The sequence below is a fragment of the Streptomyces sp. A01 genome, assembly GCF_059026195.1.
The window spans coordinates 62,199-75,521 of record NZ_JBWLKN010000019.1 but is presented as its reverse complement, the minus strand read 5'-3'; the positions used below and the strand labels follow the sequence as shown (position 1 = coordinate 75,521).

The following is a 13,323-nucleotide window of genomic DNA, read 5'->3' as shown; positions in this document are numbered from 1 at the left end:
GTACGCGGCGGGCCTGGCCGCCCCCTCAGGCCGTCATGCCCACGACCAGCCAGATGAAGCCGACGCCCGCCACCGTGCACGCGAGGGTGCTCAGGGCCGGGTGGTCGTGGTGCGCCTCGGGGAGGATGTCAGCGGCGGCGAGGTAGAGCAGCACGCCGCCGAAGAAGCCCAGGTAGATGCCGAGGAAAGAGTCCGGGACGGAGAACAGCAAGGTGGAGGCGGCACCGGCGACGGGGGCGACCGCGTCGGCCCCGAGCATCAGCAGCGCCTTGCGCCGCGCGTTCCCGTACAGGCTGGTCAGCGTGTACGTGTTGAACCCGTCGGCGAAGTCGTGAGCGATCACCGCGACCGCGACGGCGACTGTCATGTCGCTGCCGACCTGCGCGGCCAGGCCGAGCGCGACCCCGTCCATGGCGCTGTGCCCGACCATCGCCGCGGCCGCCGTCAGCCCGACCTCGGGCGCCCGTCCGCCCGCCGCGAGCGACGGCTCGGGCCGCTCGTCCGCCATGGCTGTCCTCGCCGCCGCCGCTGCCACCGCCAAGCCGGTCGCCCGCGCCGCGAGCAGCCGCTCCACGCCGTGCGCGAGGAGAAAGCCGGACACGAAGCAGAGCAGGGCCGCCGGTACGCCGAAGACCTCGCCCCCGGCGGCCTCCAGCGCCTCAGGAAGCAGATCCAGGCCGACGACCCCGAGCATCAGCCCGCCCGCGAGACCGAGGATCAGATGCCTGCGGTCGGTGACACGGTGGGCGGCCCAGCCGCCGAGCAGCGTCATCAGGAACGCCCCGAGCGCGATGACCACCGGCACGGGCTCGCTCCTCTCCTTCGGGGCACACGGGCCCAAGCGATCGTTTTGGACACGCACAGTACGCGCGGAGAACGGTGCGTGCACACCACGCTGGGCGCCGTCGCCGTCACCCACGGGCCGTCCGGCATCCGCCCCGAGGCTCGCGCGGCACGGCGCACGCGGGGGAACTGAGCGTTCCATGACAGCCGACAGACCCTCCGTACCGGCCTCCACCTCCGCCTCGTCCGTACCGGCCTCCGCGTCGGCCTCCGTGCCAGCCTTCGTACCGGCGTCCGTACCGGCCTTCGTCGGCGTAGGGGCGAGCCGGGACGCCCCGTTGGCCGAGGTGCTAGAGCTGATCGAGGCCTGCCTCGCCGCCGCGTGCCTGCCGCCCAGCGCGGTCGCCGAGCTGGCGACGGTCGAGATCAAGGCCGATGAACCCGCGCTGATCGCCGCGGCCACCGCGTACGGGGTGCCGCTGCGCGCCTACGGGGCCGCCGAGCTGGCCGAGGTCGCCGTGCCCAACCCGACGTCCGCCTCACTGGCCGCCGTCGGCACGCCCAGCGTCGCCGAGGCGGCGGCGCTCCTCGCCGCTGGTCCCGGAGCGCGGCTGGTCGTGGAGAAGCGCAAGTCCACACCGGCGTCCGGCCCCCCGGCCGCGACCTGCGCCATCGCGCTGCCCACGCCGCCACCCGGCCTCCGCCAGAAGCGCGCGGAAACCGCCCGGGGCGTGGCCGGCCCCCCAGCCGTCGGCGACATCCGGGGGCCGCAGGCCACCGCCCCGCTCCCGGCGGCCATCAGCGGCAGCGCCGCCGGCGGCCGACGCGGCAGCCCGCGAGCGCACACCGTCGGCAGGACCAGCACCGCCGGTACCACCGGCGCTTCGAGCACCACCGGTACCAGCACGACGAGCACGCGCGTGGAGCGATATCGCGAGGCGGCGGCCGACGACGGCCGGAACCGCTCCCGGAAACAGCGGCAGGAGGACCATGTCCACGCACACTGACAGCGACACCCCACCAGCCACCGACGGCGCCCCCGCCCCACGGGGGACGGCAGACCCAGCCACCGGCGCGGACGCGGCCACCAGCAGCAGCACCGCCTCCGGCACCGGCACCACCACCAGCACCGGCACCGGCACCCGTGACGCGAGCCCTGTCGCCCCCATCGCGGCGGACGGAGCCGACGGCCCGGCGCACGATCTGCGGCACCACGGTGACGCGGAGGTACGTGGAGCCGCCGGGCTGATCGACCTCGCCGTCAACGTGCGGGCCGCTACGCCGCCGAACTGGCTCAAGGCCAAGATCGCCGCCTCCCTCGACGGCCTCGCCGCCTACCCCGACGGTGCGGCGGCCCGGCGCGCGGTCGCCGCACGGCACGGCCTGCCCCCGGAGCGGGTACTGCTCACAGCGGGCGCGGCGGAGGCGTTCGTACTGATCGCACGAGCCCTGCCGGCCCACCGCCCCGTCGTCGTGCATCCGCAGTTCACCGAACCCGAGGCGGCGCTCCGGGACGCCGGACGGCCCGTAGAGCGGGTGCTCCTCACAGCGAAAACGGGGTTCCGCCTGGGCTCCGGCGCGATACCCGACGACGCCGATCTGGTGGTGATCGGCAATCCCACCAACCCCACGTCCGTGCTCCACCCCGCCGCCACCCTCGCGAGCCTGGCGCGCCCCGGGCGCACGCTGGTCGTGGATGAGGCGTTCATGGACGCGGTGCCCGGCGAGCAGGCGTCGCTCGCCGAGCGCACCGACGTCCCCGGACTGGTCGTCCTGCGCAGCCTCACGAAGACCTGGGGCCTGGCAGGGCTCCGCATCGGCTACGTGCTGGCGGAACCCGAGACGATCTCCGCTCTGGAACGCGCCCAGCCGCTGTGGCCGGTGTCCACCCCAGCACTCACTGCCGCCGAAGTGTGCAGCGCGCCCCCGGCGCGCGCGGAAGCGGCGCACGCCGCCCACCGCATCGCCTCCGACCGCGCCCACTTGATCGCGCGGTTGACGGAGTTCGAGGGCCTGTCCGTGTGCGAACCGGCGGCGGGGCCCTTTGTACTGATCCGGCTGCCGGGCGCCGACGCCGTACGGGACCGGCTCAGGGACCTCGGCTTCGCCGTACGGCGCGGCGACACCTTCCCCGGCCTCGGCCGGGACTGGCTACGCCTCGCCGTACGGGACCGCTCCACGACGGACCGCTTCGCGACGGCCCTGGCGAAGGCCCTGGCCGCACCTCCGAACGTCGACGCCCGCCCACCAGCGGCCGCCGGCCACCGGCCGTCAGCTGACGACCACCGGCCACCGACGACCGGTCACCGACCACCGTGAACAGTGGCCGCACACCGCCCCTGCGGGCAGCGACGACGAAGCGACCACGAACAGCCGGCGCCCGGGCCGTCGGGGTCGTGGCATCGGTGGCGCCCGCCGCCAGTCGAGGCGCGTATGGGAGCCGCCATCTCCGGGGTGGCAGCCCGGGCATAGCGAAGAGGAGTGCGCCGCCAGGGGCGCGGGGAACCGCGCGACCAGCCACAACGCACCCGCACTCCGCGACGCGCGGACAGCCTCCCTCCGGCACTCCCCTCCGCACGGACAGCGGCTCCCTCCGGCACTCCCCTCCGCACGGTCCGCCGGACGCGGCCTTGGCGCTCAGCCCTGGCTTCGGGCAGCCGCCCTGCGACGGACCAGTACGAGCGTGCCGCCACCCGCGGCCAGCAGCGCCGCCGCGCCGCCCAGGAGATACGGCGTGCTGGAGCTGCCGCCGGTCGCCGCGAGGTCCGGCTCCTGCTCAGAGCTCGGGGCCGGCTCGGCCTTCGGCTCTGTCTTCGGCGCGGTCTTCGGCTGGTCCTTCGGCTGGGTCTTCGTCACCGGCTCGGGCTTCGGCTGCTCGGGCTGCGGGCGCGTGCCCTCCGCCGCCTTGCCCTTGGGCGTCTGGCAGGTCGCCTCGGCGAGGGTCACCCTGCCCTCGACCTCCGCCACGTTGAGCTCGCCAGGGTTGACCGAGACGCGCAGGTCGAGCGCTGTCGCGGCGGCCGTGCGCGAGGTCGTCGAGGTCTTGGACAGATCGAGGCCGACCTCGCCCACGCCCGGCACGGTGACCTTCGTGCTTCCCCCGCTACTGAGCGTGACGCGCTTCCCGAGGACGAGGACGCTGCCCAGCACGTTGGACTTGGCGACCGGCTTCGCACCGACCGCGCACAGCGCCTTCGAGGTGACGGCCTCGATCTCCACGAGGGACAGCAGCGGCAGCCCTGGGACGTGGACGCGGGCGCGGGCGATGTTGGCGTAACCCTCCGACCTCCGCTGCGTGACCGTGGTGCGTGTGGTGGCCACGTCAGCGCGTAAAACGTTGACCGGCTTGCCCTTGTCCACTCCGTTCACGAGGACGGTGAGCGCGGCCTTGCGGGCGCTCGCGGGAGCGTGCACCTCGTTGAGCGTGGCGTTGAGCGGGACCTGGGCGGTCTTGTTGAGCAAGGAGACGTCGAGGTCGGCGCGGAGGGCGACAGCGCTGGACTTGCCGCTCCCCCTCTCCTCATTCCCCGTGGCGTACGCGGGCGCGCTCATGGCGCCGAAGAGCAGAGTCGAGCAGGCCGTCAGGGCGGCGGCACGGCGTGCGGGCACGCCGGAGGGACAGTTGCTGGAACGGGACACGTGTGTGGAACCCCCACAAGAGACATGGAGTCGTCGGCCCCGCCGATCTGGGGGACATGGCGTGCTCCGACGACCTCGGCCCCGCCATCGTTACGCACGATGGGTGAACAAACGCCTACCTGCCGTGAGTTCACCACAAAGGGTGACTCTCGCGCCTGTCTTCGATTTCCTCCGCGAGGTTCCCACCCGCAGTCCGCCTCCCGAGCATCGACCCCGACGCCCACAATTGCGCTGGTCAGCCCATACGTGCGCTGCCCACGCGCCCCCTGACGCGCTCATACGCGCCCCGGCGCACCTTCGCCACTTCCCGCACGCCGCAACTCACTGCACCCCCGAGGCACAGCGTCCGAGGGGCCTCGGACCCGCATCCCGGACCTCAGCCGATGATCTTGCCGCGCAGCACCACTCGGCTCGGCGCCGTCAGCACGCGTACGTCCTCGCGCGGGTCCGACTCGTAGATGACCAGGTCCGCCGGGGCCCCCTCGGTCATTCCTGGGCGACCGAGCCAGCCGCGGGCGCCCCAGGTCGCCGCTGACAGCGCGTCCATGGCCGGAATCCCCGCCTTGACGAGCTCGGCCACCTCCTGGCCGATCAGCCCGTGCGCCAGGGAGCCGCCCGCGTCCGTACCGGCGTAGATCGGGATGCCCGCGTCGTAGGCGGCGCGCACCGTGTCGTAGCGGCGCTCGTGCAGGCGTCGCATATGGGCCGACCAGCGGGGGAACTTCGCCTCGCCGCCCTGGGCGAGCTTGGGGAAGGTCGCGATGTTGATGAGCGTGGGGACGATCACCACGCCGCGCTCGGCGAACAGCGGGATGGTCTCCTCGGTGAGGCCCGTGGCGTGCTCGACGCAGTCGATCCCGGCCTCGACCAGCGGGGCGAGGGATTCCTCGGCGAAACAGTGGGCCGTGACCCGCGCGCCGAGCCGGTGCGCTTCGGCAATGGCGGCCTCGACCGCGCCGCGCGGCCAGCAGGACGACAGATCGCCGCTCTCACGGTCGATCCAGTCCCCCACCAGCTTCACCCAGCCGTCGCCCCGCTGCGCCTCACGCGCCACGTAGGCCACCAGGTCCTCGGGCTCGATCTCGTGCGCGTAGTTGCGGATATAGCGCCGTGTGCGGGCGATGTGGCGGCCCGCGCGGATGATGCGGGGCAGGTCCTCGCGGTCGTCGATCCAGCGGGTGTCGGACGGCGAGCCCGCGTCGCGCAGCAGCAGCGCCCCGGCGTCACGCTCGGTGACAGCTTGCTTCTCACTGGTCGACTCGTCCACCGGGCCGTACGCGTCGAGCCCCACATGGCAGTGCGCGTCGACCAGGCCGGGAAGGGCCCAACCCGTCAGCACGCGGACGTCCCGGGCTCCGGCCGGACGGTCGTAGGTGATCTTTCCGTCGACCACCCAGAGCTCGTCATGGACGTCTTCGTCGGCCAGGGGGCCGGCCAACACACGTCCCTTGATGTGCAGCACCGTGCTATGCGTCATGAGCGCACTCTACGAGCCAGCGTAGACGACTTCTCCCCCGGTCGCGACGTGCGCCTCCACAAGACCTGGGACATCAACAGACTCCGCTTATGCTAATGAATTCCCGGCACCCGGAAGTGGTTATTCAGCACAGCAAGCCATATTCTCCTGCCCGCTTTTCCCGACCTTAAACGCCAAGATTCCGTTAGCGACGCAAGCGTAATTCGGACGCGTCTCAAGGCCGTTACGCACATGTGACACACTCCACATGATGCCCGTTTCGCCCCCTAAATCCGGGGCAAACCGGGACTTTGCGGCGCCCAGCTGCGCATGCGCGCGTCCCCGCGCGATACCACACGACCCCCCCGTTGCGTAACCCCTCCTCGCGATGCAATTTCTGATTTACCTCGGTAAATTCAATTTGCATGACCGCCGCACAAGCAGACCTTGCACGTGCCCACAGCGAATTCCTGGAAATACCGGAGGGACTCAAGCTCGACACCCCACGCGTGGAGGACGGAGCCGCGATCTGGCGCATCGCCCGCGACTCGAAGGCACTCGACCTGAACTCCTCGTACAGCTACCTCCTGTGGTGCCGCGACTTCGCCGCCACCTCCGTGGTGGCGCGTGACAGCGCGGGAGACCCCGTCGGCTTCATCACCGGATACATCCGCCCAGAGCGCCCGGAAACCCTCGTCGTCTGGCAGGTCGCCGTCGATGACGCGTGCCGAGGCCGGGGGCTGGCAGGCGCACTGCTGGACGGACTGACCGCACGGGTCACCGCCGGCCACGGCGTTCGTGGCATGGAAACGACGATCACGCCGGACAACGCGGCGTCCAACCGGTTGTTCACCTCCTTCGCCGAGCGGCACCAGGCCGCCGTCGAGCGTGAGGTCCTGTTCGACGGGGGAATGTTCCCCGACGGAGCGCACGAGCCCGAGGTGCTGTACCGCATCGGCCCGCTGCGCCCTCCCGTCGACAGCCGCTGACCACGGCCCCGGCCGGCTTCCCCCGCCGACCCACTCCTCACCCCCCTCGCCACTCATCTCCCAGGAGCATGCTGTGACCATCACCCAGCCTGACCTCAGTGTCTTCGAGACCCTTGAGTCGGAGGTGCGCAGCTACTGCCGCAGCTGGCCCACCGTCTTCGACCGCGCTCAGGGCAGCCGTATGTACGACGAGGACGGCCACACCTACCTCGACTTCTTCGCCGGGGCGGGGTCGCTCAACTACGGGCACAACAACCCGGTCCTCAAACGCGCGCTGATCGACTACATCGAGCGCGACGGCGTCACCCACGGTCTCGACATGAGCACGACCGCCAAGCGCGCCTTCCTCGAATCGTTCCAGAACACGATCCTGCGGCCGCGTGACCTGCCGTACAAGGTCATGTTCCCCGGCCCGACGGGCACCAACGCCGTCGAGTCCGCGCTGAAGCTGGCGCGCAAGGTCAAGGGCCGCGAGTCGATCGTGTCCTTCACCAACGCCTTCCACGGCATGTCGCTCGGTTCGCTCGCCGTCACGGGCAACGCGTTCAAGCGCGCGGGCGCGGGCATCCCTCTCGTGCATGGCACTCCGATGCCGTTCGACAACTACCTCGACGGCCAAGTACCCGACTTCCTCTGGTTCGAACGGCTCCTCGGGGACCAGGGCTCCGGGCTCAACCAGCCCGCCGCCGTCATCGTGGAGACCGTCCAGGGCGAGGGCGGCGTCAACGTCGCCCGCGCGGACTGGCTGCGCTCCCTCGCCGACCTGTGCGAGCGGCGCGACATGCTGCTGATCGTCGACGACATCCAGATGGGCTGCGGCCGCACCGGTGCCTTCTTCTCCTTCGAGGAGGCGGGCATCGTGCCGGACATCGTCACCGTCTCGAAGTCCATCAGCGGCTACGGCCTGCCCATGGCCCTCACCCTGTTCAAGCCGGAGCTGGACGTGTGGGAGCCGGGCGAGCACAACGGCACCTTCCGCGGCAACAACCCCGCCTTCGTCACCGCCGCGGCGGCGCTCGACACCTACTGGGCCGACGGCCAGATGGAGAAGCAGACGCTGGCCCGCGGCGAGCAGGTCGAGCAGGCGCTGCGCGCCATCTGCGACGAGCACCCGCAGCTCGGTGCCGAGTACCGGGGCCGCGGCCTGGTCTGGGGCCTGGAGTTCACCGACGTGACGCGCGCCTCGGCCGTCGCCAAGCGCGCCTTCGAGCTCGGTCTGCTGATCGAGACGTCGGGCCCGCAGAGCGAGGTCGTCAAGCTGCTGCCCGCGCTGACGGTCACCCCCGAAGAACTGGACGAGGGCCTGCGCACGCTGGCCCGCGCCGTCCGCGAGACCGCCTGACCGAAGCCCCGGCCCCGCGCGCGAACCGCGCGGGGCAGGACCCCGCACGTGACCCGCACCGGGCGCGTGAGACAGAAAGGCACCAGAGCACTGTGATCGTCCGATCCTTCAAGGACATCGAGGGAACCGACCGGCACGTCAAGTCGGCATCCGGCACCTGGGAGAGCAAGCGCATCGTGCTCGCCAAGGAGCGCGTGGGTTTCTCGCTGCACGAGACCACGCTGTACGCCGGTACGGAGACGTCGATGTGGTACGCCAACCACATCGAGGCTGTGCTGTGCGTGGAAGGTGAAGCCGAGCTCACCAACGACGAGACCGGCGAGAAGCACCTGATCACGCCCGGCACGATGTATCTGCTGGACGGGCACGAGAAGCACACCATGCGGCCGAAGACTGACTTCCGCTGCGTGTGCGTGTTCAACCCGCCCGTCACGGGCCGCGAGGACCACGATGAGAACGGCGTGTACCCGCTACTCACCGAGCCCGTGGAGAGCTGATACCCGCGCCTGCCGTTCACCGGCGAAGCGGCCCGCCATGTACGGACCGTACGAGAGGAGAGGAAGGCAAAACCATGACCACCGCACCCGAACGCACCGCCGACCTGTACCCGACCCGTGGGGCCACCGAGGTGATCACCCCGCGGCAGGACCCGGTGGTGTGGGCGATGCCGGACGGCGAATGGGCGAAGGGGCCCATCGTGGACAAGGATCTGGCCGGCTTCGAGCAGGACGGCTTTCTGACGGTGGATCAGCTGATCACGCCTGATGAGGTGAGCCTGTACCGCGACGAGCTGAACCGGCTGATCGCCGACCCGGTGATCCGTGCGGACGAGCGGTCCATCGTCGAGCCGCAATCGCAGGACGTGCGTACGGTTTTCGAGGTGCACAAGATCAGCGAGGTGTTCGCGAAGCTGGTCAGCGACCCGCGTGTGGTGGGACGGGCCCAGCAGATCCTGGGCTCTGAGGTGTACGTCCACCAGAGCCGGATCAACGTCAAGCCCGGCTTCGGCGCTTCTGGTTTCTACTGGCACTCGGACTTCGAGACGTGGCACGCCGAGGATGGGCTGCCCCGGATGCGTACGGTGTCGGTCTCGATCGCGCTGACCGAGAACTTCGAGACCAACGGCGGCTTGATGATCATGCCGGGGTCGCACCGGACGTTCCTCGGGTGCGCGGGTGCGACGCCGAAGGACAACTACAAGAAGTCGCTGCAGATGCAGGACGCGGGCACGCCGTCCGACGAGGCGCTGACCGGACTCGCGGAGCAGCACGGTATCCGGCTGTTCACCGGGAAGGCCGGGTCGGCCACCTGGTTCGACTGCAACTGCATGCACGGGTCCGGGGACAACATCACCCCGTACCCGCGCAGCAATGTCTTCATCGTCTTCAACAGCATGGAGAACGCGGCGGTGGAGCCCTTCGCCGCTCCGATGCGCCGTCCCGAGTTCATCGGGGCGCGGCCGCCGTTCACGCCGGTCAGGTAGTCGGGTCGGCGCTGTTCACCAGCTGCCGGATGGGGGCGGTCCCTGCGGGGCCGCCCCCTCGGCGTGCCCGCCGGAGCCCGGCGGGGGCGTCAGCCGGACAGCGCCTCCAGCGCGCGGTCCACGTCCGCCTCCGTGTTGTACAGATGGAACGAGGCCCGCAGGTTGCCGGCGCGGTCGGAGAGCAGCACATCGGCCTCGGCCAGCCGTCCGGCGGCGTGCCCGAGACCGGGCACGGCGACGATCGCTGAGCCCGCCGCGGGGATGGCCGGGTGGCCGAGGGCGGCGAGGCCGGTGCGGAAGCGGTCGGCGAGGGCGGCGTTGTGGGCGCCGATCGCCGCCGGGCCGAGCTGCTCGATCAGCGCGAGCGAGTGCCGGGCGGCGTTGTACGCCAGCAGGCTGGGGCTCTCGTCGAAGCGCCTGGCCGACCGGGCGAGTTCGGCGACCGGTCCGTAGCAGGAGTCCCAGGGCTTCTCCCCGGCGACCCAGCCCGCGAAGACCGGCGTGATGGCCGACCGGTCCTCGGGCATGACGAGGAAGGCGGTGCCGCGCGGCGTCATCAGCCACTTGTAGCCCACGCACACCAGGAAGTCGTAGTCGTCGGCGCGCAGCGGCAGCCAGCCCGCCGCCTGGCTGACGTCGATGAGCGTACGGGCGCCGTGCGCGCGGGCGGCGTCCCTGATCGCTTCGAGGTCGGCGATCCGGCCGTCCGCCGACTGGACGGCGCTGACCGCGACGAGCGCGGTGCCGGGCCGCACCGCTTCGGCGACGTCGGTGAGCGGGACGCTCCGCAGCTTGAGGTCGGCGCGCATGGCGAAGGGATTGACCAGCGAGCTGAAGTCGCCGTCGGCGATCACGACTTCGGCCCCCGACGGCAGCGCCGCCGCCAGCAGCCCGGAGTGCACGGCGACCGAGGCGCCCGTCGCGACCCGCTCGACCGGGACGCCGACGATCCGGGCGTACGCGGCCCGGGACTCCTCGACCGTTTCGAAATCCTGACGGAGATACGGCCGTCCGGCGGCGGTTTCCGCGACGGCCTCCCGTACGGCGTCCGCCGCGCACCGGGGCAGGACACCGGCGGAGGCGGTGTTGAGGTAGGTGGTCTCCTGCGAGAACTGCTCGCGTACCCGCTGATCTGTCGTCAGGCTGTCCATGGCTCTCACTATGCGTGGCGGGCACGGCCTCGTCCATGGGGCGCCGCGCCGTTCCCGCATGCCGGACGGGGTGTGCTGGGTAGCCTGCGCCCATGACGCATTCCGACGCCGCGCGGCGGTACTGGGAGGCGGCGGGCGCCGCCCACGCCTTCACCCATCCGCTGGACGACGAGGTGCTCGCCCGTCATGTGGGGCCGGCTGACCGGGTGCTCGATTACGGCTGCGGATACGGGCGGCTGCTCGCGCGGCTCACCGAGCGCGGCTACCGCGATGTGCGCGGCGTGGAGCCCTCCGCGGCGCTCGTCGCGCGCGGGCGGCGCGCGTTCCCGGGGCTGCGGATCACGCACTTCAGGCGACCGCCGCTGCCCTTCGCCGCCGGGTCCTTCGACGCGGCGCTGCTGTTCGCCGTGCTGACCTCCGCCCCGGACGCGGCCGCCCAGGACGCGGTGATGGCGGAGCTGTCCCGGCTGATCCGGCCCGGTGGTGTGCTGTACATCAGCGACGTACCGCTCCAGACGGACGAACGGAGCCTGCGCCGCTACCGCGCGCAGAAGGCGGCGACGGGCACCTACGGCGTCTTCACCACCGAGGACGGGGGTGTCTTCCGGCACCAGCCGCTGGAGCGCTTCCACGCCCTGGCCGCCGGGCACGGCTTCGAGGTGGCCGAGGAGAAGCGGGACCCGGTCCCCACCCTCGACGGCCACGTCGATCTGCGGCTTCAGCTGGTCGTGCGGCGCGTCTCCTGACGTCCGTCGACGCGCCTCGGCAGGCCGAGGGGGTTCTCCTCGCGCAGCTCGGGAGGGAGCAGCGCGGGCGGGGTGTCCTGGTAGACGACCGGGCGGAGCCAGCGTTCGATGGCGGTGCCGCCGACTGAGGTCGTGGTGGACGTGGTGGCCGGGTAGGGGCCGCCGTGGTGCTGGGCGGGGGCGACGGCCACCCCGGTCGGCCAGCCGTTGACGACCAGCCGCCCGGCGAGCGGGGTGAGCTGGTCGAGCAGCCGTGCGCCGCGTCCGGGCGCGCCGTCCTGGGCACCGGTGCCTGGCGCCCTCTCCGCGCCTTCGCCGGAGCCTTCGCCCGGGCCTTGGCCCGTGCCCTCGCCCGAGCATTCGCCGGAGCTGAGCTGCACGGTGGCGGTGAGGTTGCCGGGCAGCCGCTGGAGCACCGCGCCGATCTCGTCCTCGTCGTTGTAGCGCGCGATGACGGTGACCGGGCCGAAGCATTCCTCAAGGAGCAGGTCGTACGGGCCTTCGGCGGCGAGCCGCGCGGCGGGCACGGTGAGGAATCCGGCGCTGACCGTGCTGCCGCTGGGCCCCGTGGCGTTCTCGCTCGCCAAGCCGCCGCTGGGGCCCGCCGTGACCGGGCTCCCCACGTCGGGCAGTGCGGTGCGCGCGCGTACGCCCGCGACGAACGCGTCCCGTATCCGGGCGTCGAGCAGCACGCCCGGCTCGGTGTCGCTGACGTATTCCACGACGGAGGCCAGCAGCCGGTCGCCCGCTTCGGTCGCGGGGGCGAGGACGAGGCCGGGCTTGACGCAGAACTGGCCGACGCCGAGCGTCATGGCTCCGGCGAGTCCCCTGCCGATGCTCTCGGCGCGTTCGGCGGCCGCGGCCTCGGTGATGACGACGGGGTTGAGGCTGCCCAGTTCGCCGTAGAAGGGGATGGGCCGGGGGCGGGCCGCGGCGGCGTCGAACAGCGCGCGGCCGCCCCTGACGGAGCCGGTGAATCCGGCGGCGGCGACCAGCGGGTGGTTGATCAGCGCGACCCCGGCGTCGAAGCCGTGCACCAGGCCGATGACGCCGGGCGGCAGACCGCTGCGCTCGGCGGCGCGGCGCAGCAGGGCGGCGCACAGTTCCGAGGTGGCCGGGTGGTCGGGGTGCGCCTTGACGACGACGGGGCAGCCCGCGGCGAGCGCGCTCGCGGTGTCTCCGCCGGGCACGGAGAAGGCCAGCGGGAAGTTGCTGGCGCTGTAGACGGCGGCGACGCCGAGCGGCAGTTTGTACCGCCGCAGGTCGGGGCGGGGCGGGGTGAGGCCGGGGTCGGCGTGGTCGATGAGGATGCCGAGGTAGTCGCCCTCGTCCACGAGGTCGGCGAAGGCGCGCAGCTGGTAGGCGGTGCGCGCGAGTTCGCCGGTGAGGCGCCCTGGGCCGAGGGCGGTTTCCGCGTCGGCCGCCTCGACGACCTGTTCGCCCGCCTCTTCGAGGAGCGTGGCGGCGGTGCGCAGGAACGCGGTCCGGGCGGCACGGTCGGCGAGCGCGGGGCGGGCGGCGTGCGCGGCACGTACGGCCCGGTCCACCTCTTCGCCGGTGGCTTCGGTGGCGACCTGCTCCCGCTGCTTCCCGGTCCGGGGGTCAACGCTCCACACTGGTGCTGGCACGGGCCGGTTCCTCCTGAGTCCTTGCGCACCGCACACCGGGTGTTGTTCGATATGCTGAACGCCGTCCCTGATGGTGAATACGCTGGGACTCTATGGGTGGTCGATC

The 13,323-nt window shown here is 71.9% G+C and carries 12 protein-coding genes; 7 read left to right on the top strand and 5 right to left on the bottom strand.

Annotated features, from left to right (window positions below; translation table 11 throughout):
- Window positions 1–25 precede the first annotated feature (25 nt).
- Complete coding sequence (locus AC5P1B_RS24415; protein WP_493889681.1) at window positions 26–805, bottom strand: ZIP family metal transporter; 780 nt, start codon at window positions 803–805, stop codon at window positions 26–28.
- A gap of 178 nt (window positions 806–983) precedes the next feature.
- Here AC5P1B_RS24415 and AC5P1B_RS24410 point away from each other — a divergent pair, with 178 nt between their 5' ends.
- Together AC5P1B_RS24410 and cobC are read left to right on the top strand one after the other, a co-directional pair.
- Window positions 984–1,790, top strand: a complete 807-nt coding sequence (locus AC5P1B_RS24410) for a cobalamin biosynthesis protein (RefSeq protein ID WP_493889679.1) — start codon at window positions 984–986, stop codon at window positions 1,788–1,790.
- The gene (gene cobC, locus AC5P1B_RS24405) at window positions 1,774–3,102 is read left to right on the top strand and encodes an Rv2231c family histidinol phosphate aminotransferase CobC (RefSeq protein WP_493889678.1); all 1,329 of its coding nucleotides are present in this window, start codon (window positions 1,774–1,776) and stop codon (window positions 3,100–3,102) included. Before AC5P1B_RS24410 ends, cobC begins: the two co-directional genes overlap by 17 nt.
- A gap of 318 nt (window positions 3,103–3,420) precedes the next feature.
- Here the strand turns inward: cobC and AC5P1B_RS24400 are convergent, their stop codons facing one another.
- Both AC5P1B_RS24400 and AC5P1B_RS24395 read right to left on the bottom strand, forming a co-directional pair.
- Window positions 3,421–4,392 (bottom strand): SCO1860 family LAETG-anchored protein, encoded by a 972-nt coding sequence (locus tag AC5P1B_RS24400; RefSeq protein WP_493889677.1) that lies wholly within the window; start codon window positions 4,390–4,392, stop codon window positions 3,421–3,423.
- 406 nt (window positions 4,393–4,798) lie between these two features.
- A complete protein-coding gene (locus tag AC5P1B_RS24395; protein WP_493889676.1) occupies window positions 4,799–5,899 on the bottom strand; it encodes an amidohydrolase family protein in 1,101 nt (366 codons plus the stop codon).
- A gap of 404 nt (window positions 5,900–6,303) precedes the next feature.
- On the opposite strand from AC5P1B_RS24395, the gene ectA reads away from it, so the two are divergent.
- The 4 genes from ectA to thpD all read left to right on the top strand — a co-directional run bounded on the left by ectA (window position 6,304) and on the right by thpD (window position 9,692).
- A complete protein-coding gene (gene ectA, locus AC5P1B_RS24390) occupies window positions 6,304–6,867 on the top strand; it encodes a diaminobutyrate acetyltransferase (RefSeq protein WP_493889674.1) in 564 nt (187 codons plus the stop codon).
- Between the two features lie 73 nt (window positions 6,868–6,940).
- Complete coding sequence (gene ectB / locus AC5P1B_RS24385) at window positions 6,941–8,209, top strand: diaminobutyrate--2-oxoglutarate transaminase (protein WP_493889673.1); 1,269 nt, start codon at window positions 6,941–6,943, stop codon at window positions 8,207–8,209.
- A gap of 92 nt (window positions 8,210–8,301) precedes the next feature.
- Window positions 8,302–8,706, top strand: a complete 405-nt coding sequence (locus AC5P1B_RS24380; protein WP_493889672.1) for an ectoine synthase — start codon at window positions 8,302–8,304, stop codon at window positions 8,704–8,706.
- A gap of 74 nt (window positions 8,707–8,780) precedes the next feature.
- A complete protein-coding gene (thpD, locus tag AC5P1B_RS24375) occupies window positions 8,781–9,692 on the top strand; it encodes an ectoine hydroxylase (RefSeq protein ID WP_493889670.1) in 912 nt (303 codons plus the stop codon).
- Window positions 9,693–9,781: 89 nt separating this feature from the next.
- Here the strand turns inward: thpD and AC5P1B_RS24370 are convergent, their stop codons facing one another.
- Window positions 9,782–10,843, bottom strand: a complete 1,062-nt coding sequence (locus tag AC5P1B_RS24370) for an aminotransferase class V-fold PLP-dependent enzyme (RefSeq protein ID WP_493889669.1) — start codon at window positions 10,841–10,843, stop codon at window positions 9,782–9,784.
- A 92-nt stretch (window positions 10,844–10,935) separates the two neighbouring features.
- Here AC5P1B_RS24370 and AC5P1B_RS24365 point away from each other — a divergent pair, with 92 nt between their 5' ends.
- Window positions 10,936–11,589, top strand: a complete 654-nt coding sequence (locus tag AC5P1B_RS24365) for a class I SAM-dependent methyltransferase (protein ID WP_493889667.1) — start codon at window positions 10,936–10,938, stop codon at window positions 11,587–11,589.
- Here the strand turns inward: AC5P1B_RS24365 and AC5P1B_RS24360 are convergent.
- Window positions 11,562–13,217, bottom strand: coding sequence for an aldehyde dehydrogenase (NADP(+)) (locus tag AC5P1B_RS24360; protein ID WP_493889666.1), 1,656 nt, complete (start codon window positions 13,215–13,217; stop codon window positions 11,562–11,564). The genes AC5P1B_RS24365 and AC5P1B_RS24360 overlap by 28 nt on opposite strands.
- Window positions 13,218–13,323 lie beyond the last annotated feature (106 nt).

Coding starts and splice junctions, on each gene's coding strand:
- AC5P1B_RS24410 (WP_493889679.1), top strand. CDS start 984: ATGACAGCCGACAGACCCTCCGTACCGGCCTCCACCTCCGCCTCGTCC.
- cobC (WP_493889678.1), top strand. CDS start 1,774: ATGTCCACGCACACTGACAGCGACACCCCACCAGCCACCGACGGCGCC.
- AC5P1B_RS24395 (WP_493889676.1), bottom strand. CDS start 5,899: ATGACGCATAGCACGGTGCTGCACATCAAGGGACGTGTGTTGGCCGGC.
- ectA (WP_493889674.1), top strand. CDS start 6,304: ATGACCGCCGCACAAGCAGACCTTGCACGTGCCCACAGCGAATTCCTG.
- thpD (WP_493889670.1), top strand. CDS start 8,781: ATGACCACCGCACCCGAACGCACCGCCGACCTGTACCCGACCCGTGGG.
- AC5P1B_RS24370 (WP_493889669.1), bottom strand. CDS start 10,843: ATGGACAGCCTGACGACAGATCAGCGGGTACGCGAGCAGTTCTCGCAG.
- AC5P1B_RS24365 (WP_493889667.1), top strand. CDS start 10,936: ATGACGCATTCCGACGCCGCGCGGCGGTACTGGGAGGCGGCGGGCGCC.